The organism is Nocardioides epinepheli, assembly GCF_037936805.1.
Taxonomy (GTDB): Bacteria; Actinomycetota; Actinomycetes; order Propionibacteriales; family Nocardioidaceae; genus Nocardioides.
Genome location: NZ_JBBMMC010000001.1, coordinates 495109 through 520060 on the forward strand (window position 1 = coordinate 495109; position 24952 = coordinate 520060).

Annotated in this window: 26 protein-coding genes, 1 tRNA gene and 1 pseudogene; 18 read left to right on the forward strand and 10 right to left on the reverse strand. The window is 71.5% G+C overall.

Features of this window, described 5'->3' with window-relative positions:
- The first annotated feature begins 184 nt into the window (after positions 1–184).
- The 5 genes and pseudogenes from WMR31_RS02335 (at position 185) to WMR31_RS02355 (ending at position 4802) form a co-directional block, all read left to right on the forward strand.
- Positions 185–1192 carry a sugar phosphate isomerase/epimerase family protein gene (locus tag WMR31_RS02335; protein ID WP_340537158.1) on the forward strand — a complete coding sequence of 336 codons (1008 nt, stop codon included), beginning with the start codon at positions 185–187 and terminating at the stop codon, positions 1190–1192.
- A 3-nt stretch (positions 1193–1195) separates the two neighbouring features.
- Positions 1196–2599: an FGGY family carbohydrate kinase gene (locus WMR31_RS02340; RefSeq protein WP_340537159.1), complete on the forward strand. Its 1404-nt coding sequence runs from the start codon at positions 1196–1198 to the stop codon at positions 2597–2599.
- 152 nt (positions 2600–2751) lie between these two features.
- Positions 2752–2955: pseudogene (locus tag WMR31_RS02345) on the forward strand (nitroreductase family protein); the annotation flags it as partial.
- Between the two features lie 372 nt (positions 2956–3327).
- Positions 3328–4032, forward strand: coding sequence for a uracil-DNA glycosylase (locus WMR31_RS02350; RefSeq protein ID WP_340537371.1), 705 nt, complete (start codon positions 3328–3330; stop codon positions 4030–4032).
- Complete coding sequence (locus WMR31_RS02355) at positions 4029–4802, forward strand: dioxygenase family protein (RefSeq protein ID WP_340537160.1); 774 nt, start codon at positions 4029–4031, stop codon at positions 4800–4802. Before WMR31_RS02350 ends, WMR31_RS02355 begins: the two co-directional genes overlap by 4 nt.
- 196 nt (positions 4803–4998) lie before the next feature.
- Here the strand turns inward: WMR31_RS02355 and WMR31_RS02360 are convergent, their stop codons facing one another.
- On the reverse strand, positions 4999–5964 hold the full coding sequence (locus WMR31_RS02360) for an aldo/keto reductase (protein WP_340537161.1): 966 nt from the start codon (positions 5962–5964) through the stop codon (positions 4999–5001).
- 76 nt (positions 5965–6040) lie between these two features.
- Between WMR31_RS02360 and pdxY the strand changes: the two genes are divergently transcribed.
- Positions 6041–6892, forward strand: a complete 852-nt coding sequence (pdxY, locus tag WMR31_RS02365) for a pyridoxal kinase PdxY (RefSeq protein WP_340537162.1) — start codon at positions 6041–6043, stop codon at positions 6890–6892.
- A 13-nt stretch (positions 6893–6905) separates the two neighbouring features.
- Here the strand turns inward: pdxY and WMR31_RS02370 are convergent.
- Positions 6906–6981, reverse strand: a tRNA-Thr gene (locus WMR31_RS02370).
- Positions 6982–7067: 86 nt separating this feature from the next.
- Between WMR31_RS02370 and WMR31_RS02375 the strand changes: the two genes are divergently transcribed.
- Positions 7068–8006, forward strand: a complete 939-nt coding sequence (locus WMR31_RS02375; RefSeq protein WP_340537163.1) for an SDR family oxidoreductase — start codon at positions 7068–7070, stop codon at positions 8004–8006.
- Between the two features lie 52 nt (positions 8007–8058).
- On the opposite strand, the gene WMR31_RS02380 is transcribed toward WMR31_RS02375, so the two are convergent.
- Positions 8059–8889, reverse strand: coding sequence for a sigma-70 family RNA polymerase sigma factor (locus tag WMR31_RS02380; protein WP_340537164.1), 831 nt, complete (start codon positions 8887–8889; stop codon positions 8059–8061).
- Entirely contained in the window at positions 8886–9152 is a 267-nt protein-coding gene (locus WMR31_RS02385; protein WP_340537165.1) for a hypothetical protein, read from the reverse strand. Before WMR31_RS02385 ends, WMR31_RS02380 begins: the two co-directional genes overlap by 4 nt.
- A gap of 73 nt (positions 9153–9225) precedes the next feature.
- On the opposite strand from WMR31_RS02385, the gene WMR31_RS02390 reads away from it, so the two are divergent.
- Genes WMR31_RS02390 through WMR31_RS02400 form a run of 3 tightly spaced genes read left to right on the forward strand, consistent with a single transcriptional unit; the run spans position 9226 to position 11439 of the window.
- On the forward strand, positions 9226–9747 hold the full coding sequence (locus tag WMR31_RS02390; RefSeq protein ID WP_340537166.1) for a hypothetical protein: 522 nt from the start codon (positions 9226–9228) through the stop codon (positions 9745–9747).
- A 19-nt stretch (positions 9748–9766) separates the two neighbouring features.
- Positions 9767–10195 (forward strand): redox-sensitive transcriptional activator SoxR, encoded by a 429-nt coding sequence (soxR, locus tag WMR31_RS02395; RefSeq protein WP_340537167.1) that lies wholly within the window; start codon positions 9767–9769, stop codon positions 10193–10195.
- A gap of 32 nt (positions 10196–10227) precedes the next feature.
- Positions 10228–11439: a DUF4032 domain-containing protein gene (locus WMR31_RS02400; protein ID WP_340537168.1), complete on the forward strand. Its 1212-nt coding sequence runs from the start codon at positions 10228–10230 to the stop codon at positions 11437–11439.
- Positions 11440–11824: 385 nt separating this feature from the next.
- On the opposite strand, the gene rlmB is transcribed toward WMR31_RS02400, so the two are convergent.
- Both rlmB and cysS read right to left on the reverse strand, forming a co-directional pair.
- Complete coding sequence (gene rlmB / locus WMR31_RS02405) at positions 11825–12781, reverse strand: 23S rRNA (guanosine(2251)-2'-O)-methyltransferase RlmB (protein WP_340537169.1); 957 nt, start codon at positions 12779–12781, stop codon at positions 11825–11827.
- On the reverse strand, positions 12771–14186 hold the full coding sequence (gene cysS / locus WMR31_RS02410; protein ID WP_340537170.1) for a cysteine--tRNA ligase: 1416 nt from the start codon (positions 14184–14186) through the stop codon (positions 12771–12773). Before cysS ends, rlmB begins: the two co-directional genes overlap by 11 nt.
- Before the next feature lie 85 nt (positions 14187–14271).
- Here cysS and WMR31_RS02415 point away from each other — a divergent pair, with 85 nt between their 5' ends.
- A complete protein-coding gene (locus tag WMR31_RS02415) occupies positions 14272–15537 on the forward strand; it encodes a C39 family peptidase (protein ID WP_340537171.1) in 1266 nt (421 codons plus the stop codon).
- 109 nt (positions 15538–15646) lie between these two features.
- Here the strand turns inward: WMR31_RS02415 and WMR31_RS02420 are convergent, their stop codons facing one another.
- Positions 15647–17170, reverse strand: coding sequence for a molybdopterin-dependent oxidoreductase (locus WMR31_RS02420; protein WP_340537172.1), 1524 nt, complete (start codon positions 17168–17170; stop codon positions 15647–15649).
- Between the two features lie 57 nt (positions 17171–17227).
- On the opposite strand from WMR31_RS02420, the gene ispF reads away from it, so the two are divergent.
- Together ispF and WMR31_RS02430 are read left to right on the forward strand one after the other, a co-directional pair.
- Positions 17228–17731 carry a 2-C-methyl-D-erythritol 2,4-cyclodiphosphate synthase gene (gene ispF / locus WMR31_RS02425; protein WP_340537173.1) on the forward strand — a complete coding sequence of 168 codons (504 nt, stop codon included), beginning with the start codon at positions 17228–17230 and terminating at the stop codon, positions 17729–17731.
- 24 nt (positions 17732–17755) lie between these two features.
- Positions 17756–18463 carry an IspD/TarI family cytidylyltransferase gene (locus tag WMR31_RS02430; protein WP_340537174.1) on the forward strand — a complete coding sequence of 236 codons (708 nt, stop codon included), beginning with the start codon at positions 17756–17758 and terminating at the stop codon, positions 18461–18463.
- Here WMR31_RS02430 and WMR31_RS02435 read toward each other — a convergent pair.
- Together WMR31_RS02435 and WMR31_RS02440 are read right to left on the reverse strand one after the other, a co-directional pair.
- Complete coding sequence (locus WMR31_RS02435; protein ID WP_340537175.1) at positions 18407–18973, reverse strand: 2-C-methyl-D-erythritol 4-phosphate cytidylyltransferase; 567 nt, start codon at positions 18971–18973, stop codon at positions 18407–18409. The two genes, WMR31_RS02430 and WMR31_RS02435, sit on opposite strands and share 57 nt — an antisense overlap.
- A gap of 74 nt (positions 18974–19047) precedes the next feature.
- On the reverse strand, positions 19048–19533 hold the full coding sequence (locus WMR31_RS02440; RefSeq protein ID WP_340537176.1) for a CarD family transcriptional regulator: 486 nt from the start codon (positions 19531–19533) through the stop codon (positions 19048–19050).
- Between the two features lie 174 nt (positions 19534–19707).
- Here WMR31_RS02440 and WMR31_RS02445 point away from each other — a divergent pair, with 174 nt between their 5' ends.
- The 3 genes from WMR31_RS02445 (at position 19708) to WMR31_RS02455 (ending at position 21950) form a co-directional block, all read left to right on the forward strand.
- Positions 19708–20460 (forward strand): hypothetical protein, encoded by a 753-nt coding sequence (locus WMR31_RS02445; RefSeq protein WP_340537177.1) that lies wholly within the window; start codon positions 19708–19710, stop codon positions 20458–20460.
- Between the two features lie 120 nt (positions 20461–20580).
- Positions 20581–21207: a hypothetical protein gene (locus WMR31_RS02450; protein ID WP_340537178.1), complete on the forward strand. Its 627-nt coding sequence runs from the start codon at positions 20581–20583 to the stop codon at positions 21205–21207.
- Positions 21207–21950, forward strand: coding sequence for a phosphoglyceromutase (locus WMR31_RS02455; protein ID WP_340537179.1), 744 nt, complete (start codon positions 21207–21209; stop codon positions 21948–21950). The genes WMR31_RS02450 and WMR31_RS02455 overlap by 1 nt, the downstream gene beginning before the upstream one ends.
- A 341-nt stretch (positions 21951–22291) precedes the next feature.
- Here WMR31_RS02455 and phoU read toward each other — a convergent pair whose 3' ends face one another.
- Positions 22292–22945 carry a phosphate signaling complex protein PhoU gene (gene phoU / locus WMR31_RS02460; RefSeq protein ID WP_340537180.1) on the reverse strand — a complete coding sequence of 218 codons (654 nt, stop codon included), beginning with the start codon at positions 22943–22945 and terminating at the stop codon, positions 22292–22294.
- Between the two features lie 121 nt (positions 22946–23066).
- Between phoU and WMR31_RS02465 the strand changes: the two genes are divergently transcribed.
- Positions 23067–24269 carry a sensor histidine kinase gene (locus tag WMR31_RS02465; protein ID WP_340537181.1) on the forward strand — a complete coding sequence of 401 codons (1203 nt, stop codon included), beginning with the start codon at positions 23067–23069 and terminating at the stop codon, positions 24267–24269.
- The gene (locus WMR31_RS02470) at positions 24266–24943 is read left to right on the forward strand and encodes a response regulator (protein ID WP_340537182.1); all 678 of its coding nucleotides are present in this window, start codon (positions 24266–24268) and stop codon (positions 24941–24943) included. Before WMR31_RS02465 ends, WMR31_RS02470 begins: the two co-directional genes overlap by 4 nt.
- Positions 24944–24952: the final 9 nt, after the last annotated feature.

Here is a 24952-nt window from a genome sequence, read left to right on the forward strand (position 1 = left end):
CGAGATCGGAGGGGTCGGCCCGCTCTGACCTCCGACGGTCGCCGGGTCTCCCTCACGGACGGGGGTGTGGACTGGATCCACATCCCGCGACCGGTGCCGGGGCAGGGCGCTCCGCCCCGGCACCGACTCGCTAACCCAGTCTTCAACCCACCAACAGATCCCCCAGAGGAAGAGGTACACACCGATGGCACGACCGATCACCCTGTTCACCGGGCAGTGGGCCGACCTGCCCTTCGAGGAGGTCGCCCGCCTGGCCTCCGAGTGGGGCTACGACGGACTGGAGATCGCCTGCTGGGGCGATCACCTCGACCCGTGGCAGGCCGCCGAGGACGACGCCTACATCCAGGCCAAGCTGGACCTGCTCGACAAGTACAACCTGAAGGTCTACGCGATCTCGAACCACCTCAAGGGTCAGGCGGTCTGCGACGACCCCATCGACGGCCGGCACCAGGCGATCCTGCCGCCACAGGTGTGGGGCGACGGCGACCCGGAGGGCGTTCGTCAGCGCGCGGCGGAGGAGATGAAGCTCACCGCCCGCACCGCACAGCGGCTCGGCGTCGACGTCGTCATCGGCTTCACCGGATCCTCCATCTGGAAGTACGTCGCGATGTTCCCGCCGGCGTCCGCGGAGATGGTGGCCGCCGGCTACCAGGACTTCGCCGACCGGTGGAACCCGATCCTCGACGTCTTCGACGAGTGCGGGGTGAGGTTCGCCCACGAGGTGCACCCCTCCGAGATCGCCTACGACTACTGGACCACGACCGCCGCGCTCGATGCGATCGGGCATCGGGAGGCGTTCGGGCTCAACTGGGACCCCTCGCACTTCATGTGGCAGGACCTCGACCCGGTCTCGTTCCTGTGGGACTTCAAGGACCGGATCTACCACGTCGACTGCAAGGACGTGAAGCTCCAGGTCGGCAACGGCCGCAACGGCCGCCTCGGCTCGCACCTGCCGTGGGCGGACCCCCGCCGGGGTTGGGACTTCGTCTCCACCGGGCACGGCGACGTGCCGTGGGAGCGGTGCTTCCGGATGCTCAACGCGATCGGCTACGAGGGCCCGATCTCGGTGGAGTGGGAGGACGCCGGGATGGACCGCCTGGTCGGTGCGCCGGAGGCCTTGGAGTTCGTGCGCCGCCTGGCTTTCGAGGCGCCCGACGCAGCCTTCGACGCGGCGTTCGCCACCAAGGACTGACCTATGCCGCTGGTACTCGGTGTCGACTCCTCGACCCAGTCGACGAAGGCACTGCTCGTCGACGCCGACGACGGCACGGTGGTGGAGTCACGCACGGCGGCCCACCCCCCGGGCACCGAGGTGGACCCCGCGGCGTGGTTGACGGCGTTCGACCACGCCGCGGGCCCCCTGCTCGCCCGCGCCACCGCGGTGTCGGTGGGCGGGCAGCAGCACGGGATGGTGGCGCTCGACCGCGACGGCGTCCCGGTTCGCGACGCGCTGCTGTGGAACGACACCCGCTCGGCCGCCGCGGCCACCGAGCTGGTCGCGGAGCTGGGTGGACCGCAGGCGTGCGCCGATGCCGTGGGCAGTGTCCTGGTGGCCTCGTTCACCGCCGCCAAGCTCCGCTGGCTGCGCGATCACGAGCCGGACGCCGCTGCCCGGGTCGAGAGCGTGCTCCTCCCCCACGACTACGTCTCGCGGCACGTGAGCGCCGCCGGAACGCAGGCCTTCACCGACCGCGGCGACGCCTCGGGGACCGGCTACTTCGACGCCGCCGGCGACGGATGGCGGCCCGATCTGCTGGCCCGCGCTCTGGGCCGTGAGGCCTCGGTGCCGGTGGTGGTCGAGGGCGGCACGGTCGCTGCGGAGACCGCAGCCGGCAACCCGGTCGCCGCCGGCACCGGGGACAACATGGCCGCCGCCATGGGGATCGGGCTGGAGCCGGGCGACGTGCTGGTCTCGATCGGCACCAGCGGGGTGGTCTCGATGGTCAGCCCCGATCCGGTCGCCGACGGCACGGGCACCGTGACCGGCTTCGCCGACGCCCAGCACGGCTTCCTGCCGATGGCGACCACGATGAACGCCGCCGGGATCCTCGATCTTCAGGGGCGCTGGCTGGGCGTCGACCACGAGGAGCTGTCGCAGCTGGCACTGGCCTCCGGCGCCGGCTCGGGCGGTCTGACGTTCGTTCCCTACTACGGGGGGGAACGAACGCCGAACCGTCCGGACGCGACCGGCACCTGGCGCGGCTTGCGGCCGTCCACCTCGCGCGCCGACCTGGCGCGCGCGGCGTTCGAGGCGCTCCTGTGCTCGCTCGCCGATGCTCGCGACCTGCTGGTCGAGACCTCGGGGGCGGCCCCGCGCCGGACCCTTCTCGTCGGCGGCGCCACCCGCAGCCCGGCGCTCCAGGCACTCGCGCCCAGCTTCCTTCCCGGACCGCTGCTCCTCCCCCCGGCCGGCGAGTACGTCGCCCTCGGCGCCGCCCGCCAGGCCGCCTGGGCCCTCGCCGGCGGCTCGACTCCCCCGGCCTGGCCCGCCTCCGACATCGTCGTGCTCGACGAGGCGAGCGACACCGACCGCCAGGCCGCCCACGACGTCCGGGCTCGCTACGCCTCCGCGCGCGATGCCGACCTCGTCGGAGGTTGAGCAAGCTGGAGGGCGAGGAACGAGCCCGACAGCGCCGACGAAACCTCCCAGCCTCCTCGCGAACGCTGGCACGGAGGGTTTCCGGAGTTTCGTCGGCGCTCGCTTGCGCTCGCTTGCTCAACCTCCGGCGTGGGCGCGATAGCGTCCTCGCCATGGGGCTCCTCCACCCGCTGCTCGCCGCACGCTGGAGTCCGGCCGCGTTCGACGCGGGCGCCGAGGTGAGCGAGGCCGAGGTGGACTCGCTCCTGGAGGCGGCGCGCTGGGCGCCGTCGGCCGGGAACTCCCAGCCCTGGGCGTTCATCGCCGCACGTCGCGGCGAGCCGAACCACGAACGGCTGCTGCGGCATCTGGCGCCGAGCGCACGTCGTTGGGCAGCCGATGCGAGTCTGTTGCTCGCGAACCTGTCGCACCGACTGGTGGAGGACACCGACTGGGAGTACTCGGAGTTCTCCGCCTACGACCTCGGGCAGGCGGTGGCGCACCTGACGGTGCAGGCCCAGAGCCTCGGGCTGGCGGTGCGGCAGTTCCGCGCATTCGACCGCGAGGCACTCACCGCGGAGTTCGACGTACCCGCGCACTGGGAGGTCACCACCATGGCAGCCGTAGGCCGACCCCTCGAGTCCTCCGAGACCCCGCCCGACCGGGAACGGCGACCGACCGAGGACCTGCGCTGGCCGACGGGTGCGAAGACACCGGGCACCCTCGACGGCCTGGTCGAACGCGGGCTGATGGCTGCCGACTGGGCCGAGGCGCTGGCGCCGGTCGAGGCGCAGATCACCGAGATGGGCGAGTTCCTGCGCGCGGAACTGGCGGCCGGGCGACCGTACCTGCCCGCCGGCGACGCCGTGTTCCGAGCGTTCCGCGCGCCACTGGGCGAGGTTCGTGCCCTCATCGTCGGCCAGGACCCCTACCCGACTCCCGGCCATCCGATCGGGCTCAGCTTCGCGGTGGAGCGCGACGTGTGGCCGCTGCCGCGCAGCCTGCTCAACATCTACACCGAGCTGCGCTCCGATCTCGACATCGTGCCGCCACGCCACGGCGACCTCACCGCGTGGGCCGAGCAGGGCGTGATGCTCCTGAACCGATCACTCACCGTGCGCCCGGGGTCTCCGGCGTCCCATCGCGGCAAGGGCTGGGAGTCGATCACCGAGTGCGCGATCCGAGCGTTGGTCGCACGCGCCGAGAGCGGGGCTCCGTTCGTGGCGATCCTGTGGGGTCGCGATGCGCAGTCGCTCCAACCGCTGCTCGGGGACACGCCGACGATCACCTCCGCGCACCCCTCGCCCCTCTCGGCGTCGCGGGGCTTCTTCGGCTCCCGCCCGTTCAGCCGGGCCAACGCGCTCCTCTCCGAACGCGGCGCGGCCCCGATCGACTGGTCGCTGGGCGGAAGCCAGGATGCCGACTCGACACCGGAAGGTATAGTTGAAATATGAACGATCGCATGCCCGCGCTCTACATCGGCCACGGCGCCCCGCCCCTGCTCGACGACCCGGTCTGGTCGGGACAGCTCGCCACGCTCGCAGCGGAGCTCCCCCGGCCGAAGGCGATCCTCATCGTGAGCGCCCACTGGGAGGCCGCGCCCCTCTCGCTCACCGCCGACCGCGTCCCGCTGGTCTACGACTTCGGCGGCTTCGCCGAGAAGTACTACCGGATGACCTACGAGACGCCCGCCGCCCCCTGGCTGGCCGAGCGGGTCGCGGCGATGATGCCGGCCACCGAGCCGGTCCACCAGCACTCGAGCCGCGGGCTCGACCACGGCGCCTGGGTGCCGCTGAAGATCATGTACCCCGACGCGGACATCCCGGTGCTGCAGATGTCGCTGCCCACCCACGACCCGGGCCACCTGCTCGCCCTGGGGGCACGGCTGCGCGAACTGCGCGACGAGGGCGTCCTGATCATCGGCTCGGGCTTCCTCACCCACGGCCTTCCCTTCCTCAAGGACTGGCGGATCGATGCCGACGTGCCCGGCTGGTCCCGAGACTTCGACGCCTGGGCCGCCGAGGCGCTGGCTGCCGGCGACGTCGACGCCCTCGCCTCGTTCCGGGACCTCGCGCCCGGCATGCCCTACGCGCACCCCACCGTGGAGCACTTCTCGCCACTCTTCGTCACCCTCGGCGCCGCCACCGACCCCAGCGCCGCCGGGGAGCAGATCATCGACGGCTACTGGATGGGCCTCTCCAAGCGCTCGCTGCAGGTGGCCTGAGCCAGGCCCTACCGACCGTCGCTGCCAGCGTTTGCCAGTAAGGCTTCGGAGGTTTCGTCGGCGCTGTCGGGCTCGTTCCTCGCCCTCCAGCTTGCTCAACCTCCGAGGGCTGTCCGCTCCGCCGGAGGTTGAGCAAGCGAGCGCCAGCGAGCGCCGACGAAACCCCGGCTCGCTCAACCTCCGAGGTCGGGCTTGCTCAGCCTCCGAGGCCGGTGATCTCGTCGAGTTCGACCAGATCGGCCTCGGTGGGCTCCCAGCGCAGGGCGGCGGCGTTGCGGCGGACCTGTTCTGCCGAGCTCACACCCGCGATCACCGAGGCGACGGCGGGCTGGGCCGCCAGGCCCGCGATGGCGACGTCGATCGGCTCGAGGTCGCGCGCGGCGGCGTAGGCCTCCAGCGCCTCGATCCGGTCCCAGTCGGCCGACTCCAGCCACGGCGCGGGGGCCGACGTCGCGCGGGAGCCGTCAGGCGCGGCCTCGCCGCGGCGGTACTTCCCGGTGAGCAGGCCGTACTCGAGGGGGAAGAACGGCAAGATGCCCAGGCCGTACTCCTCGCACGCGGGCGTCACCTCGTCCTCGACGGTGCGATCGAGCAGCGAGTAGCGGTTCTGCACGCTCACGAAACGCTCCAGTCCCGCGCTGCGAGCGGTCCACTCGGCGTCGGCGATCTGCCAGCCGGCGAAGTTCGAGCAGCCGAGGTAGCCGATCACGCCCTCGTGCACCAGATCGGTCAATGCCGAGAGCGTCTCCTCCATCGGCGTGACGTCGTCGGGCGTGTGCAGCTGGTAGAGGTCGATGTGGTCGGTGCGCAGCCGCCGCAGGCTGGCCTCCACCGCGCGCCGGATGTAGCGCCGCGATCCCCGTACACCGTGATCGACGCCGTTGGCGCCGCGCATGTCCATGCCGAACTTGGTGGCCAGCACGAAGTCGTCTCGGCGGCCCTCCAGCGCCTGGCCGAGCAGCTCCTCGCTGCGTCCGGGCGGGTCGCCGTAGATGTCGGCGGTGTCGAGGAGGGTGACGCCGGCGTCGGTGGCGGCGTCGAGGATGCCCCGCACCCCGTCGAGGTCGACGCGGCGGCCGAAGGCGTTGCAGCCGAGGCCGACCGCGCTCACGATCAGTCCGCTCCCGCCGAGCGGGCGATATTCCATCTGGGTCGCCGTCATGACACCCGACGCTAGTCCAACCCCGATGCCGCCGGTCGGCTCCCCCGGACGCACCCGGAGGTGCAACGATGCGCGGGTGAAGATCCTCTCCATCCAGTCCTCGGTGGCCTACGGCCACGTCGGCAACTCCGCCGCGGTCTTCCCGCTCCAGCGCCTGGGCCACGAGGTCTGGCCGGTGCTCACCGTCCACTTCTCCAATCACACCGGGTACGGCGCCTGGCGCGGGCCGATGCTCGATCCCGGCGACGTCCGCGAGGTGATCGCCGGGATCGCCGATCGCGGAGTCCTCGGCGAGGCGGACGCCGTCCTGTCCGGCTACCAGGGCGACCCGGCCGTCGGCGCGGTCGTGCTCGACACGGTCGCCCAGGTGAAGGCGGCCAACCCGGAGGCCGTGTACTGCTGCGACCCGGTGATGGGTGACCTGGGCCGGGGCATGTTCGTCAAGCCCGGCATCCCCGAGTTCATGCGCGACGAGGTGGTCCCCCGCGCCGACATCGTCACCCCGAACCACTTCGAGCTGAACTTCCTGGCGGGCCGCGACACCACGACCCTCGACGAGGTTCTCGAGGCCGTCGACGTCGTGCGCGCCACCGGGCCGCGCGACGTCCTGGTCACCTCGGTGCTGCACAGCGACTCCGAGCCCGGCACCCTCGACGTCGTCGCGGTCTCCGACGACGGCGCCTGGGCGGTCACCACCCCGCTGCTGCCGATCACCCCGAACGGCTGCGGCGACGTCACCGCGGCGCTCTACCTGGCCCACCTGCGCAGCACCGGCTCGCCCGCCAGAGCGCTCGAGCTCACAACGTCGGCGATCTACGCGATCCTGGAGGCGACCATGGCCGCGGGCACCCGTGAGATCCAGCTGGTCGCGGCCCAGGACGCGATCGCTGCGCCCGAACCACGCTTCGAGGCCCGGCGACTGCGCTGAGCACGTGAGCGGATGGAGCCGGTGACAGGAATCGAACCCGCGACATCTTCTTTACAAGAGAAGCGCTCTACCGTCTGAGCTACACCGGCGCGGCGTCCGCATCGTACTGGTCGACACCGTCATCTCCGCAAGAACGGTCGGGCGCCGCCGAATCCGCGCTGCCATCCTCGGACCCATGACAGACCTGCCACTCCAGGGGCGCGTCGCCCTCGTCGCCGGAGGAACCCGCGGCGCCGGCCGCGCCATCTCGGTCGAGCTCGCGCGCGCCGGAGCCTACGTGTACGCCACCGGCCGCAGCAGCCGGGAGTCCGGCGCCTCGGAGATCCAGCGGCCCGAGACGATCGAGGAGACCGGCGACCTGATCGCCGACGCGGGCGGCGCGGGGGTGGGGCTCGTGGTCGACCACGAGGACCCGGACGCCGTGGCCGCACTCGTCGCGCGGATCGAGTCCGAGCAGGGACGCCTCGACGTCCTGGTCAACGACATGTTCGGCGGCGACCGCTACGCACAATGGGGCACGCCGCTGTGGGAGCACGACCTCGCCGGGGGCCTGCGCATGTTGCGGATGGGCGTCGACACACACCTGATCACCGCTCACCACGCGCTGCCCCTCCTCCTGCGGACCGCGACCCCGCACGCGCCGGGCCTGGTGATCGAGATGACCGACGGCACGCTGGAGTTCAACGCCGCCTTCCGCGAGGGCGTCGGGTTCTACTACGACCTGGTCAAGGCGAACGTCGGGCGGATCGTCGTCGGACTCACCCACGAGCTGCGCGACCTGCCGGTCACCGCGCTCGGCGTGACCCCCGGGTGGCTGCGCTCGGAGCAGATGCTCGACGGCTTCGGCGTCACCGAGGAGAACTGGCGCGACGCCCTAGAGAAGGAGCCGGGCTTCGCCATCTCCGAGTCACCTGCCTACGTGGCCCGCGGCGTCGCCGCCCTCGCCAGAGACGCCGCCGCCTCGCGGTTCGCGGGGACGGTGGTCACCGCGCACCAGCTCGCGCAGGCCTACGACGTCACCGACGTCGACGGCTCTCGCCCCGACTGCTGGGGCTACATCGACCAGCACGGGATCGAGCGGCAGGACGGCGGGGACGTCGAGGCCTACCGCTGAGCTTCCGACGGGCGCACCGGCCCGGGCCCGGGGGGATGGGTCCCGGGCCGGCTCACAAGCCCGTCCCCCCAGGACGGACCGGTCCGTGGTCCGAGCCCTTCGCGACCCCGGTGAGGCGCTCGGCGAGCTCGGGCGGGATCACGCTGTCGGCGTCGCGGAGATCTGAGACGGCCAACTGGGTCCCGACAATCGCGGCATACAGCGGAGGGCAGGTAGGGCACGACTCCAGGTGCCGCTCGAGCAGCCGAGCCTGCTCGGGGAGCAGGTCCCGGTCGAGGTAGTCAGACACCTGGGTCCGCACGCTCCAGCAGTCCATCGGCACTCCCTGCATCGCCTCGCGTCGCGCGGAGGCCGAGGCGAGTGCGTCGACCAGCATCAGGCGCCCGCGCCGCACCCGCTGCTTGGCGGCGGCCAGGCTGATCTTCTGGATCTGGGCGACCTCGGGCACGGTGAGGCCCTCCATGTCGTGCAGCACCACGGCGCTGCGGTGGGTCACCGGCACGCGCACCAGGGCGTCGCGGACGTCGGCAGCGGTCTCGACCCGCTCGGCCATCTCGGCGGCGTCGAGGGTGAAGGACGACTCGCTCCACCGGGACTCGATCTCACTCCAGACGTCGTCGTCGGGCACCTCGCGATCGCGGCGGACGTGGTCGACGAAGCTGTGGTGCAGGATCCGGTGCAGCCAGGTGGACAGCGAGGACTCCCCTCGGAAGCCGCCACGCTCCATCGCCCGCAGCACGGTGGTCTGCACCAGGTCCTCGGCCAGCGCGGCGTCGTTGGTCATCGTCCGGGCGTAGCGCAGCAGCCCGGGCAGGGCGGCTACCAGCGCCTCGTAGTCCATGGACTCATCGGGCTCGAGAGCGCGCGCGTGCTTGCCGGTCACGCGGCCATCCTCCTGGCACTCCCGGGCCCTGCCTGCACCCGTCCGCCATCTCGATCGACGGGCACATCCGGGGTGCCCCGGCCCGGCGGCGCGCTCATCCGCAGCGCCACGATCAGCGCGACGCCGACCACGCAGACCACGAGCGGAGGCACGTCGTCGAGGCTGAGCAGCAGGCCACCCATCACGAGCAGGACACCGCAGACCAGGCACAGACGCTGGTCGCGCGCCGCCAGCGCCGCCCGGCCTCGTGGTTGTCGATTCACATCCCTTAGACGCAGCAACCTCCGAGATCGATACATCGCGGTCCAGACCGCCCGCATAGCGCACACTGGTGCGGTGCCGGACTCCCTGCCGCCTCCGACGCCGTATCCGCTTCGCGAGCGTCACGTCGACATCGGGTACGGATCGATCACCGCGGCGTGCCTACTCGTGCTCGCGGGTCTCATCGCACTCATCGCGTGGCGACCGGGCGACTGGAACGTGGGCACCTGGATCATCGCGATCGGTGGACTCCTCGTCGTGAGCGTGATGCTGGTCTCCGCCCTCAAGGGCGCTCGTTACGAGGTGGTCGTCGACCACAGTGGTGTGCGTCGTTCGGGTCCAGGCGGCGGCGACGTCCCGTGGTCCGCGCTCGTCGACGTCGCCGAACTCCCGACGAGACAACGACATCTCGGGCTGGTGAACACCTGCGGACTGGCCGGGCTGCGCGGCGAGAGCGCCATGGCTAGAACCTATGGGCTGCCCGACGGCACGGTCGTCGTCCATGTCGGGCCGTCCCTGCGACGAGCGATCGAGTCCCATCTAGGCCGCCCGGCGCGACCGATCGCCAAGTCTCGCCGCGCGCGGACCTCAACCTAGGTCGAACTATGCTGTCGGTATGACGCTCACGATCGGGGAACTCGCCGAGCGGTCCGGGGTCGCGCCCAGCGCGCTGCGGTTCTATGAGGAGAAGGGCCTCATCTTCTCCGAGCGCACCACCGGAAACCAGCGGCGCTATCGCAAGTCGACGCTGCGCCGGGTGGCCTTTGTGCGCACTGCGCAGCGGGTCGGGCTGAGCCTGGAGGAGATCGGGACGGCGCTGGCCGACCTCCCCGCCGGCCGCACTCCCACCAAGTCCGACTGGCACCGGATCAGCAAGGCCTGGCGCCCCCGGCTCGACGAGCAGATCCGGCGCATCGAGCTCCTGCGCGACCGGCTCGACAGCTGCATCGGGTGCGGCTGCCTGAGCCTGCGCAGCTGCGCGCTCACCAACCCCGACGACGCGCTCCACGAGCGCGGCTCGGGCGCCGTCCTGCTCGAGCCCTGACCCACACCGCTGCCGCCCGCTACGGTGGGCCGATGGCGCTGCACATCGTTGCCAACCGCCCCGACCCGGCGCTGCTCACTCTCCCGTGGCCGACCCCGCTGGAGGAGTGGAGCGACGAGTACGTCGTGCCGCTCCCCCGCGGCATCAGCCGCCACGTCGTCCGCATCGTCCGCCTCGGTGCGCGCACCTACGCCGTCAAGGAGACGGTGGAGGAGATGGCCTTCCGGGAGTACCGGCTGCTCCGGGACCTCCAGCGTCTCGGCCTGCCCGCCGTGGTGCCGCGCGGCGTCGTGACCGGGCGGGTGGACGCCGCGGGCGAGCCACTGCCGAGTGCACTGCTCACCGAGCACCTGCGTTTCTCCCTTCCCTACCGGAGCCTCTTCGCCCACGGGATGTCCGCCGAGAGCCTTCCCGCCCTGGTCGACGCGATCGTCGTCCTTCTCGCCCGGCTGCACCTGGCCGGCTTCTTCTGGGGCGACGTCTCGTTGAGCAACGTGCTGTTCCGCCGCAACGCCGGCGGGTTCGCCGCCTACCTCGTCGACGCCGAGACCGGCGAGCTGCGCGAGCACCTGTCGACCCAGATGCGGCTCTACGACGTCCAGGTGGCCACCGAGAACATCTTCGCCGAGCTCCTCGACCTCCAGGCCGGTTCGAGCCTGACCACCGACGTCGATGCGCACGACGTGGTCGCGATGCTCACCGAGCGCTATGACGCGCTGTGGGCCGAGCTGACCGGCATCGAGGAGTTCGGCACCGACGAGATGTGGCGTATCGAGCAGCGCATCGAGCGGCTCAACGACCTCGGGTTCGACGTCGAGGAGCTCGACATCGTCACCGACATCGGCGGCGACTCGGTGCGCATCCAACCCAAGGTGCTCGAGCTCGGGCACCACCGCCGCGAGCTCCAGGCCCTTACCGGCCTCAACGTCGAGGACGGCCAGGCCCGCCGGCTGCTCAACGACCTGGCCTCCTTCACCGCGCACTTCGACCTCGGCCGCGAGGACCGCACCCTGGTCGCCACCCGCTGGCTCACCGAGATCTACGAGCCGATCGTGGCGATGATCCCCCCGGAGGCGCGCGGCAAGCTCGAGCCCGCCGAGATCTTCCACGAGATCCTCCAGCACCGCTGGTTCCTCTCCGAGCGCGCCGGCCACGAGATCGACATCTTCGACACCGCCCGCGACTACGTCGACCAGGTCCTGCGCACCAAGCCCGACGAGCTGACCCTCACCGAGGACGCCTAGGACGCGGCGGGGCTGTCGGAGGGGCGGGATTTCCCCGGTCGACCGGGGAAGTCTGAACTTGTCGGCCGGGATCCCGGCCGACAAGTTCAGGTTTTGCCCGCCCAGTGGCCGCCCGGTGCCCGCCAGGTCACCAAGTCGGGCCGGCGGACATCTGTGCATCGACCAGCTCGGACCTGCCAGCCCCCGGTCCCGACACAGCGCCATCCGACCGATTTCGCTCCGACTGGACGGCCGAAACCTGAACTTGGGGGCCGCTATATCGCCCGTCAAGTTCAGGGATCCCCGGTCGACCGGGGAAATCTGAACTTGACGGGTGAAATCCCGGCCGACAAGTTCACAGATCGGCCGCCCGGCCGGCTGGACGGCGCGCGGCGACGGCTCGGCCTCAGAGCTCCGCGCGGGCCTGGCTGATCGCGTACAGGCACACCGACGCCGCGACGCCGGCGTTGAGCGACTCCAGGGTGGTGGCCATCGGGATCGACACCAGGTGGTCGCAGGTCTCGGCGACCAGACGGGAGAGACCGCCGCCCTCGGCACCGACGACGACCACGAGCGGGCCCCGAGCCAGGTCGAGGTCGGCCACCAGCTCGGGCAGCGACATGTCGCCGTCGGCGGCGAGGCCGACCACCATGCAGCCCTCGTCCTGGAAGGCCTTGAGCTGGCGGACCAGGTTGACGGTCTGGGCGACCGGGATCCGCGCGGCGGCGCCGGCGCTGGTCTTCCAGGCCGAGGCGGTCATCCCGGCGGCACGGCGCTCGGGGATCACCACGCCGTGCGCGCCGAAGCCGGAGGCGCTGCGCACGATCGCGCCGAGGTTGCGCGGGTCGGTGATCGAGTCGAGGACGACGATGAGCGGCTTCTCGCGGTTCTGCTCGGCCAGGTCGAGCAGGTCGTCGGGATGGGCGTACTCATACGGCGGGATGCGGGCGGCCAGTCCCTGGTGGACGGCGCCGCCGGTGAGCCGGTCGAGCTCGCCCTTGCTCACCTCCATGAGTCCGACCCCGCCCTCCTGGGCGAGCTTGAACGCCTCGCGCAGCCGGCCGTCACGCTCGGCGCCGTCGGCGACGTAGACGGCCGAGACCGGCACTCCCTCGCGCAGCGCCTCGACAACGGCATTGCGCCCGGCGACCCACTCGGCGTCGCCGCCCTTGCGGGGGCGTCCTGCGGGCGCATTGCGCTTCTTGGCCTGATCGATCTTGTGGGCCTTGTGGTACTCGCGATCCTTCGCCTTCGGCGTAGGGCCCTTGCCCTCCAGGCCGCGGCGGACCCGCCCGCCCGAGCCGGCGGTGGGACGCTTGCTCGACTTGCGCACCGAGCCCTTGCGCTGGGAGTTACCGGCCACTGGTGGTCCCCTCGATGGTCCAGCGGGGGCCGGCCGGGGTGTCCTCCACCTCGATGCCGGCCGCCTTGATCTGATCGCGGATCGCATCCGCCCGGGCGAAGTCCTTCTCCGAGCGAGCCTGCGCGCGCTGCTCGAGCAGACCGGAGACCAGCGCGTCGACGGCGGCGACCAGCGCGGCGTCGTCGCGACCACCGGTGGCCCACGCAGGATCGGCGGGGTCGAGCCCGAGGACGTCGAGCATCGCCCGGACCTGGGCGGCGAGGTCGGCGACCTCACCGGCGTCGGTGGCGCGGTTGCCCTCACGCACGGTGTCGAACAGGACGGCGACGGCCGCGGGGGTGCCGAGGTCGTCGTCCATCGCGGCGGCGAAGGCCTCGGGCACCTCAGCCGGCTCGCCAGGCTCGACCGCCGGCGCGCGGTCGAGGAAGTCCTCGATCCGGCGGAAGCCGACCGCGGCCTCCTCCAGCGCCTCGAAGGAGAACTCGACGTGGGAGCGGTAGTGGGCGCTGACCATGTAGAAGCGCAGCTCGATGCCGCGCACCCGCTCGAGCACCTTCGGCACCAGCAGCGAGTTGCCCAGCGACTTGCTCATCTTCTCGCCGGCGGTGGTGATCCAGGCGTTGTGCATCCAGTACGACGCGAACGCCTGGCCGGCTGCACGCGACTGGGCCTGCTCGTTCTCGTGGTGCGGGAAGCGCAGGTCGACGCCGCCGCCGTGGATGTCGAAGGCCGCGCCGAGGTACTTGCTCGCCATGGCCGAGCACTCGATGTGCCAGCCCGGACGGCCCGGACCGTACGGCGAGGGCCATGCCGCCGACTCCGGCTCGGTCTCCTTCTTCCAGCCCTTCCACAGCGCGAAGTCGCGCGGGTCGCGCTTGCCGCGCGGGTCGGCGTCGCCGGCCGGTTCCATGTCGTCGACCCTCTGACCGGTGAGCTCGCCGTAGGCGGGCCAGGAGCGCACGTCGAAGTAGACGTCGCCCGAGCCGTCCTGCGCCGGATAGGCGTGGCCGCGCTCGATGAGCGTGGCGATCAGCTCCAGCATCTCGGGCACGTGGCCGGTGGCGCCGGGCTCGTAGGTGGGAGGAAGCACGTTGATGCTCGCCAACGCCTGGGTGAGCTCGCCGTGCATGGCGTAGGCGAGGTTGAACCAGGGGCGTCCCTGCTCGGCGGACTTGGCGAGGATCTTGTCGTCGATGTCGGTGACATTGCGGATGAAGGTGACGTCGTAGCCGGTGTGGGTCAGCCAACGCCGCAGGACGTCGAAGTTGACTGCCGAGCGGACGTGTCCGACGTGCGGCTCGGACTGCACGGTGAGGCCGCAGACGTAGATGCCGGCCTTGCCGTCCTCGAGGGGGACGAAGTCGCGCACCTCGCGCGTGGCGGTGTCATAGAGCCGGAAGGTCACGGCGTCAGTCTAGGAGTGCGCTCGGATCGGGGTCGCATCGACGATACCTGTGACGGATGAGGCTGATGTGACGTACCGTGCCGAGGTGAATCTTCCCCGACTCTCCCCCGGCCGACGACTGACCGCCGCGCTGTGCGGGCTCCTCGCCGCCGGTAGCCTGTCCGCGATGAGCACCGAGGAGGCGCAGGCAGCGGCCCCTGCCGCGTCGCGCCAGATCGACTACTCGCAGTGGGACACCGCGGCCCAGCTGCGCACCGGCACCGGCAAGGGCACGATCGTCAAGCGTGGGCGCGTCGCCTTCGCCACGCCGACCGGCGCACGCAAGCTCTCCGGCAAGCGCTACGAGACCGCGACGTGGGACTCCCCGTGGGTGACCCCTGGCTTCTCGTTCACCGAGCTCATCCCGTCCTGGTCCGCTGTGACGCCGCGCGACAGCTATCTCGAGGTGCAGGTCCGCGGACGTGACGCCGCAGGCAAGCTCTCCAGCTGGGACCTCATGGCCCGCTGGGCCGGCACCGACGCGCACGTCCAGCGCACCACGCAGAGCGGGCAGAGCGACGACCTCGCCAGCGTCAACGTCGACACCTGGAGCGCCCCCTCCGGACTCGCCGGCTGGCAGGTGCGCGTCACCCTGGCCCGCAAGGCAGGCACCACTGCCACGCCGTCATTCGACACCGTGGGCGCGGTGGCCTCCCGGCTGCCCAGCACCGCACCGGGCACCTCCAAGCCCGGCGTCGCGCGCGGCACCGTGCTCGACCTGCCGCGCTACTCACAGATGACGCACGTCGGGCACTTCCCGCAGTGGGGAGGTGGCGGCGAGGCGTGGTGCAGCCCCACGTCGACCTCGATGGTGCTCGGCTACTACGGCAAGCTGCCGCGCCCGCGCTCGTACTCGTGGGTGCCTGCGGGCCACACCGACCCGTGGGTCGACTTCGCCGCCCGCAACACCTTCGACCACTCCTACGACGGCACCGGCAACTGGCCGTTCAACACCGCCTACGCCGCACCCCGGGTCGGCAAGGCGTTCGTAACCCGGCTCCGCTCGCTGCGCGAGGCCGAGCGTTTCATCGCCGCCGGCATCCCGCTGGTGGCCTCGGTCGCCTTCGGCGCCGGCGAGCTCGACGGCGCCCCGATCACCTCGACCCCGGGCCACCTGTTGGTGATCGCCGGCTTCACGACCACCGGCGACGTCGTCGTCAACGACCCGGCCTCCTCCACGCGCGCCGGCGTCCGGCGTACCTACGACCGAGGCCAGTTCGAGGACGCCTGGCTCACGAAGTCCGGCGGCCTGGTCTACGTCATCCGCGACGCCGCCCACCCGCTTCCGCCGAACTCGCCCGGCAACTGGTGACCCCGTCCGATGCCGACCCGTCAGCTATAGCTGACGGGTCAGCGTCAGTCCTGCGGTGACCCGTCAGCCATAGCGGACGGGTCAGCGTGCGCTCGGGCCGCCCGCAGGCTCAGGTGGTGGTGAAGGTGACCTGGTCCAGGCCGGTGGCGCCATCGGGCCGGATGTCGGCGACGACGCCGGTCTGCACCAGTCCGGCCTTGTCGGTGGCTCGGACGACGACGGTGTGCTCGCCGGGCTCGACATCCAGGGCCGCCTTCCACTGCACCCACGTGTTCGGGTTGGGGGCGTCACCGAGGACGGCCTCCTGCCACTCGCCGTCGTCGACCTGTACCGCCACCTCGGCGATGCCGGTGCCGGGCGCCCAGGCGCTACCGGCGACGACCACCTGACCCGCGGGCAGCACGGCCTCGGCGTCGGGCACCTCGATGCGGGAGCTGAGCTTGACCGGGCCGAGCTCGGCGAAGCCTCGGTCGGTCCAATAGGGCGTGATCTGGTCGAAGCGGGTGACCTCGAGGTCCACCACCCACTTGGTGGCCGAGACGTGTCCGTAGAGGCCCGGGATCACGGTGCGCACCGGGTAGCCGTGCTCGATAGTGAGCGGCTCGCCGTTCATCGCGACCGCGAGCATCGACCCGCGGCCGTCGGTCATCGCCTCCAACGGGGTGCCGCAGGTCCAGCCGTCCTCGGAGGTCTGGAGGACGGCGTCGGCGTCGGGGAGCGGTCGGGCCTCGGCGAGCAGCGGCGCGAGCAGGACGCCGCTGAACCAGGCATTGCCGACCAGGTCGCCGCCGACCTCGTTGAAGACCGAGACCATGGTGATCCAGGACTCCTCGATCCCGCGGTTCACCAGTTCCTCGAAGGTCAGCTCGAGCTCGTTCTCGACCAGGCCGTGGATCTTGATCGTCCAGTTCTCGGTCTTCAGGGCGGGGCGTACGACCGCGGTGTCCTTGATGAAGAACGAGCCCACGGGGGTCATCCACGCGGACAGACCCTCGACGTCGAGCCGCGCGCCGGGCGGCACCTCGGGGGCGGTCACCGAGCGGACCTGGGTCTTGCGCTCGGCCTCGACCTCCCGCACCTCGCGGCCGCCGAGCCGCCCCGCGACGTAGGCGACCGCGCCGAGCGCCACGACGGCACCCGACACGGCGAGGAACTCCCGACGCCGGCCGCGCCAGGTCTCCCCGTAGACCTCTTGGTCGGGCAGCGCCTGGAGCCGGCCGAGCCGGCGGGCGAGCACGAACAGGGCGAGGACGGCCACCGCGAACCCGGCCGCCACCGGCAGCAGCCACCACCGGGTGGCACCGCGCGCCTGCAGCACGAAGATCCCGCCGAGGAGGGCCAGCAGGAGGTATCCGCCGGCCGCGCCCCACCTGGAGCGGCGCGCGAGGACTCCGAGGCCGATGAACACGCCCAGGCCGAGCAGGAGGAGGACCGGGGTGGTGAACGACGGTCCGGGGACGCCGCGTGCCCAGTCGACCAGCCCCAAGGGCAGCCAGCCGTGCACGCGCTCGGAGACCGCGCTGACCGGGTCGAGCCGTAGGTGCATCCACTCGGCGACGAGGAAGGCGGCCGCGAGTCCGGCGAAGCCGGCCAGGATGCCGACAAGGCCCCAGGCGGCTCCGGACTTCTTCATGCGCAGCATTCTTCCCCAGGTGTCGCCAGGGGCCGATCGGCGGGCATGATCGCCCCCGTGACCGACGCCCTCCCGCACACCACGCCTCCTCTGCCGCGCACCGGGATCGGCGTCGACGTCCATCGCTACGCCGACGGCGTCCCGATGTTCCTTGCCGGCCTCGCCTTCCCTGAGGAGCCGCGCGGCCTCGAGGGCCACTCGGACGCCGACGTCGCCGCTCACGCCGCGTGCGACGCCCTCTTCTCCGCGGCCGGTCTCGGCGACCTCGGCTCGAACTTCGGCACCTCGGACCCGGCCTGGGCCGGTGCGGCCGGCGTCGCGCTGCTGTCCGAGACCGCGCGCCGGGTGCGGGATGCCGGCTTCGTCATCGGCAACGTCGCCGTGCAGGTCATCGCCGTGCGGCCCCGCCTCGGCGCCCGGCGTGCGGAGGCGGAGGCGGCGCTCTCCGCCGCGGCCGGCGCCCCGGTCACGGTGGCCGCCACCACCACCGACGGCCTCGGCCTCACCGGCCGCGAGGAGGGCGCGGCGGCGATCGCGACCGCACTCATCGCCCCGGCGTGACTCACCCTTTGCGAGACTGACGAGGTGTCTGTCGCAGTGGTGATCCTCGCCGCCGGGAGCGGTTCGCGGGTGGGGGCGGAGGTCAACAAGGTCCTGCTCCCGCTCGACGACGCCCCCGTGCTGGCGCATTCGGTGCGCGCCGCGCTCGAGGTCGACGACGTCGCCCGCGTGGTGCTCGTGGTGCGGCCGGGAGAGCAGGAGGCCGTCGCCGAGGCGGTCGCGCCGGTCCTGGGCGACCGCGAGGTGATCGTGGTCGAGGGCGGACATACCCGCCACGACTCCGAGTGGGCCGCCCTGCGGGTGCTCCGTGGCGCGATCGAGGACGGCACGGTCGACGTGGTCGCGATCCACGACGGCGCCCGACCGCTGGCCACCCCGGCGCTGTATGCCGACGTCGTGGCGGCCGCACGCGCGCACGGCGGCGCGATCCCGGTCGTCCCGGCACCGGCACTGCTCGGCCCCGACGGTCCGGTCGGGGGCGCCGTCGCGGTGCAGACGCCACAGGCGTTCACGGCCGCCACGCTGCTCGATGCCTACGAGCGTGCCGAGGCCGACGGCTTCGGTGGCACCGACACCGCGTCCTGCCTCGAGCGCTACGCGCCGGTGCCGGTCGCCGCGGTGCCCAGCGTGCCGAGCAACCTCAAGGTCACCTGGCCCGGCGACCTGGAGACCGCGCTACGACTGCTGCGGCAGCGCCGTGCCGGCCTCGAGCGAACGGACGTCGTCGGCTGAGGTCACCCGTGCCGCCTCGGGCGGCGCCGGCACCAGCAGGACGTCGGTGCGGGCCCGCAACGCGTGCACCAGCACGGGGAAGTCGAGGCTCGGCAGCGCCTCGAGCTCGGCGACCACCCGCGGTGGCAGCACGATCGGCGAGCACACCGCCGCCAACGCCTCCCGGTCGAGCGTGCGGCCGACGAACCCGTCCTCGGAGATCTCCTTGACGGTGTCGGTGACGGGACGTACGCCGACCACCACGACGTCCTCGGCGAGCGAGCGGGCCACGCACGAGGCGATGAACTCCGGCGGTGTCAGGGGGCACAGGCTGTCGTGCAGCACCAGCGCCTGCTCCCCTTCGCGGACCGCGGACCACGGCACGGAGGCGTCGAGGAGCGTGACCTCGGCGGCGCCGAGGGCCCACGCCGCTGCCGCGACGAGCGCCTCACCGTGGATCAGGGAGTAGGGCAGCGATCCGCGATCGTCGTCGACGACGATGCCCCACGCCGTCGGTTCGTCGTCGTACATGGGCCAGACCCTACGAAATGGTGCCGGCCCCCGCACCGAGGTGCGGAGGCCGGCAGCGTGTGGATCGGTAGATCTCAGGAGGCGAGGACCTCGTCGAGGATGGTCTCGGCCTTGTCCTCGTTGGTGTGCTCGGCCAGCGCCAGCTCGGAGACCAGGATCTGCCGGGCCTTGGCCAGCATCCGCTTCTCCCCGGCCGACAGCCCACGGTCACGCTCGCGGCGCCACAGGTCGCGCACGACCTCGGCGACCTTCATGACGTCGCCGCTGTGCAGCTTCTCGAGGTTGGCCTTGTAACGGCGCGACCAGTTGGTCGGCTCCTCGACGTGTTCGGCACGGAGAACGTCGAACACGCGGTCGAGGCCCTCCTTGTCGACGACGTCGCGGACACCCACCAGATCGAGGTTGCACGCGGGCACGCGTACGACCAGGTCCTGCTGAGCGACGATCCGTAGTACGAGGTACTGCCGGTCCTCTCCCTTGATGGTCCGCATCTCGATGTCTTCGATGACAGCGGCCCCGTGATTCGGATAGACGACCGTTTCGCCGACGGTGAAAGTCATATGTGATGAACCCCTTCCTAGGGCTCCATACTACCACGGTTCAGGAACCTCTCAGACAGCGTTTGCGCAGGTCAGAGGCCGGATGGACATGATTTGACCCTTGACAGAACAGGGTTCGTGTGGTGGCGTCGGGGTCACCGGGCCCCTGACCGGCGGTGGTCGATACTTCTCGGCATGGCCGCTCAGCAGCCCCGCGGAGGTGATCAGCACGACGTCGTCGGGCCGACTTCCGGGGCCTCGGACCCCCCGCTCGCCACCGGCCTCGCGGTGCCGGTCGCGGTCTTTCGCAGCAGCCATCCGGTGGCTGCGGCCCTGGTCGCGCTGATGGTGGGCCTGGCCGCACTGGCATCGGGTCGCAGCCCGCGCGAGGCCGCGGTCGTGACGGCGACGACGTGGATCGGCCAGCTGATCCTCGGCTGGCATCGCGATCTGGTCGGGCTCTCCCGGCACGACCGCGCCGGCGCCCCCGCACCCGCCTCCACGCCGGTCCGGACCGGCCGGTTGGAGCCCGGCAGCCTGTGGATGGCGATCGCGGTCGCCGTCCTGCTGGTGGTGCCGCTCTCGATCTCCACCGGAGTCACCGCAGGCACCTACCTGCTCGCCGCGCTCGCGGTCTCCCTGGTCGGCAACGTGCTCGCTCGCAGCGGCTCCGCCGCTGCGCTGGTGCTCGGCGCGATCCTGAGCGCCGTCTCGTGGGCGCTGCTCCCCGCCTACCTGACCTACGGAGGCTGGGGCGGGGCGGCCGAGGGAGCACCCCCGAACCCGACGATCGTCGGCCTCGCCGCAGTCCTCGGGGCCGGCTGGCACCTGGTTCAGGTCTATCGAGCCGGCCCGCGACCGCTCCTCGGCCTCGCGCTCGCCGGCTGCGCCGCCGCGGCCACCGCGATCGCCGTCGTCGGCGCCGTGTCGGGGTGGCAGCAGTCGTGACCGACGCGGTCGCACGGCCCTCCCGTGCACCACGTCGGCGACGAGACCACTAGGCTGGCCCTGCCAGCGATCCGACTTCGTCCCGATCTCACCTCGATCTCACCGTGAAGGCCTGAACCCATGTCTCTCCGGCGTCACTCCTCTCGTCCGCTGCCGCTGCTCGCCGTCGGTGCGCTGCTGGCGGTGCCGCTGCTGTCCTCGTGCGGCTTCGACTACGCCACCGACCGGGTCAACACCATCAGCGCCGGCGTCAACGACCGCTCCGGCCAGGTCGACGTCCTCGGCGCGGTGGTGATCGCAGGCGAGGACAACCGCGGCGTCTTCGCTGCCACCTTGGCCAACAACAGCCTCACCGACGACGACGCGCTCACCGGCATGAGCCAGATCGACGACGAGGCCCACGTGGCGCCGATCGACCCCGCGACCGTCGCGATCGACGTGCCCGCGAACAGCCAGGTGAACCTCTTCGACACCAGCGGCATCGGAGTGCAGGGGTCGTTCGCGGCCGGCGACTTCGTCGAGGTCACCCTCGAGTTCGAAAGCGGCCAGACCACCACGATGCTCATTCCGGTCGTCACTCCGTGCCACCAGTACAGCCCCGAGAAGCTCACCAACCTGGTGCTGCCCAGCGCCGAGCCCGGCCTGGGCGAGGACATCGAGGCCGGCGAGGACGAGATGCAGGGGCAGCCCGGTCCCTACTCCTGCGAGACCGAGATCTCCGAGGGCCCGGCGGAGGGCATCCACTGATGGCCGGCACGCTGATCCTGCTGCGCCACGGCGAGAGCGACTGGAACGCCAAGAACCTGTTCACCGGCTGGGTCGACGTCGGCCTCACCGACAAGGGGCGCGAGGAGGCCACCGCCGGCGGCAGGATGCTCGCCGAGGAGGGCCTGCTCCCCGACGTCGTCCACACCTCGTTGCTGCGGCGCGCGATCGGCACGGCCAACCTCGCCCTCGACGAGTGCGACCGGCACTGGATCCCGGTGCACCGTTCCTGGCGTCTCAACGAGCGGCACTACGGCGCCCTGCAGGGCAAGAACAAGAAGCAGACCCTCGAGGAGTTCGGCGAGGAGCAGTTCCAGCTGTGGCGGCGCTCCTTCGACGTCCCCCCGCCTCCGATCGAGGACGACTCGGAGTTCTCCCAGGCCGCCCTGCCCCAGTACGCCGACCTCGGTGACGAGATGCCGCGCACCGAGTGCCTCAAGGACGTCATCGAGCGTCTCCTGCCCTACTGGGACTCCGCGGTCGCCGACGACCTGCGCGCCGGCAAGACCGTGCTCGTCGCAGCCCACGGCAACAGCCTGCGCGCCATCGTCAAGCACCTCGACGGCATCAGCGACGACGACATCGCGGCCCTCAACATCCCCACCGGCATGCCACTGGTCTACGAGCTCGACGACGACCTGCGCCCGATCCACAAGGGTGGTCGCTACCTCGACCCCGAGGCCGCGGCTGCCGCGGCGGCCGCCGTCGCCAGCCAGGGTCGCTGAGCCGAGGCTCCCCCACGGCCGATACCCGCTGCCGTGTCGGGTCCGGTCGGACCACACGGCGACCCATTCGGCGCAATTGCGTCGTTCGGCACCGTCGCCGGCGCGTTGACCGACCCGTTCCGCGCAATTGCGCCGTTCGGCACCGTCGCCGGCCCGTTGACCGACCCATGCCGCGCAATTGCGCCGTTCGGCACCGTTACCGGCCCGTTGACCGACCCATGCCGCGCAATTGCGCCGTTCGGCACCGTCACCGGCCCGTTGACCGACCCATGCCGCGCAATTGCGCCGTTCGGGTCACCCCCCGAGCGATCCCGAGCAACCTCGAGCCAGGGGGTCGATTCTCAGGAGGCGGCGCGGGGGGTCTCGCCGGTGACGACGAAGACGACGCGGTTGGCCACCGAGACGGCGTGGTCGGCGATCCGCTCGTAGTACCGGCCCAGCAGGGCGATGTCGACGGCCGACTCGACGCCGTCGGTCCACTCGTCGGAGAGCAGCTCGGCGAAGCTCTGCCGCCGCAGCTGGTCCATCTCCTCGTCGTCGCGACCCAGCGCGATCGCGGCCTCGACGTCGCGAGAGGTGATGATCTGGGAGACCCGGATGACCATGTCCTCGGCGACCTCCGCCATCCGCGACACGGTGGGGCGCGCGGCCTCGGGGACGGCGAGCGCGGGCACGCGCAGTCGGGCGATCTTGGCGACGTGGACCGAGAGGTCGCCCATCCGCTCCAGCTCGCTGACCATGCGCAGCGCCGAGACGACGACGCGCAGGTCGCCGGCCACCGGCTGCTGGAGGGAGAGCAGGTTGAAGCAGGCCTCCTCGACGCGCTCGCGGGCCCGGTCGATCTCGATGTCGTCGCTGATGACCTGCTCGGCGAGGGGCACTTCCCCGCTCATGAGTGCCTTGGTGGCCGAGGAGACGGCCGTCTCGACCCGGCGGCAGATGGCGGCGAGGTCGTCGAAGACCGCCTGGAGTTGCTCATCGAACTGATCGCGCATGCGCCGAACCTAGGCGGGCTGGGAGTCCCGCTCGGGCGGATCCGGTGAACGCGGGATGAACAGACGGAAGGCCCCGGCTCTCGACTCGGTGCCCATCCGGGGACCACCGTACGATCCAAGGGTGGATCCCACAATGCAGGCGTTCCTGGCGGCGGTGATCGGGGCCGTCGTGGCCGGTGGCACCGTGCTCGCCTGGCACGTCAGCGACCGGATCCACAACGCCACGCCGACGATCGAGGAGCCGGCGGTCCCGCCTGCAGTCGCGACCGTCCTGTCGGTCCTGCGCAGCAGCGCGGTCGTGGTCGACGACTCCGACGTCGTGCTCAAGGCCTCCGCGCCGTCGTATGCGATGGGACTGGTGCGCGGCAGCTCGCTGATCAGCCCCGAGCTCGCCTCGTTGGTCAGCGAGGTGCGCCGCGACGGCCAGATCCGCGAGACCGAGCTCGTGATGCCGCGCGACCATGCGCCCGACCGGCACGTCACCGTGCGCGTGGCGCCGATCGGCTCGCGCATGGTGCTCGCGCTGGTCGAGGATCGCACCCGTGAGCGCCGCATCGAGGCGGTGCGCCGCGACTTCGTCGCCAACGTCAGTCACGAGCTCAAGACCCCGGTGGGCGCGATCCGGCTGCTCGCCGACGCCGTCCACGACGCCGCCGACGACCCCGACGCCGTGCGCCGCTTCTCCGACCGGATGGTGCTGGAGGGCGACCGGCTCACCGTGCTGGTCCAGCAGGTCATCGAGCTCTCCCGCCTCCAGGGCGACGAGCCGCTCGACTCGCCGTTGCCGATGTCGCTCGACGACGTCGTCGGCCTGGCCGTCGACACCAGCGCCATCGACGCCGCCGACAAGGGCATCTCGGTCGTGGTCGGCGGCGAGCGCGGCCTGAAGGTGCTCGGCAACGAGGAGCAGGTGACGATGGCGGTGGCCAACCTGGTCGCCAACGCCGTGCACTACTCCGACCCCGACTCCACCGTCTTGATCACCACCCGCGTCGAGGACGGGTTCGTGGCGATCGGGGTGGTCGACCAGGGAATCGGCATCCCGTCGGTCGAGATCGACCGCATCTTCGAGCGCTTCTACCGCGTCGACCCGGCCCGCCACCGCTCCACCGGCGGCACCGGCCTGGGCCTCTCGATCGTCAAGCACGTCGCGGCCACCCACGGCGGCGAGGTGAAGGTCTGGTCGGTCGAGGGCCAGGGCTCGACGTTCACCCTCACGCTGCCGCGTGCCGAGGCGCGCGGACCCGTAGGCGAGACGCAACCGGCGTCCGCCGCCCCCACCCCGGACGACGTTCCGGGCGCAACCCCGGAGGAGACCGCGTGACGCGCGTACTCGTCGTCGAGGATGAAGAGAGCTACAGCGAGGCGCTCTCCTACATGCTGCGCAAGGAAGGCTTCGAGGTCGCGATCGCGGCCGACGGCAACGCGGCGCTGACCGAGTTCGACCGCTTCGGTGCCGACATCGTGCTGCTCGACCTGATGCTGCCGGGGATCCCCGGCACCGAGGTGTGCCGCACGATCCGGCAGACCTCGAACGTCCCGGTGATCATGGTGAGCGCCAAGGACGACGAGGTCGACAAGGTCGTCGGACTCGAGCTGGGCGCCGACGACTACGTCACCAAGCCGTACAGCCCACGCGAGCTCGTCGCCCGGATCCGGGCCGTCCTGCGCCGCGGCAGCGACCCCGACCTGGCACCCGACACCCTCGAGGCCGGCCCGGTGCGGATGGACGTCGAGCGCCACGTCGTCACCGTCGGCGGCACCGAGCAGCGGCTGCCGCTCAAGGAGTTCGAGCTGCTGGAGATGTTCCTGCGCAACCCCGGCCGGGTGCTCACCCGCGGCCAGCTCATCGACCGCGTCTGGGGCTCCGACTACGTCGGCGACACCAAGACCCTCGACGTCCACGTCAAGCGGCTGCGGGCCAAGCTGGAGTCTGACCCGAGCGAGCCGAAGTACCTCGTCACCGTGCGCGGCCTCGGCTACAAGCTGGATCTCTGACGGCACTAC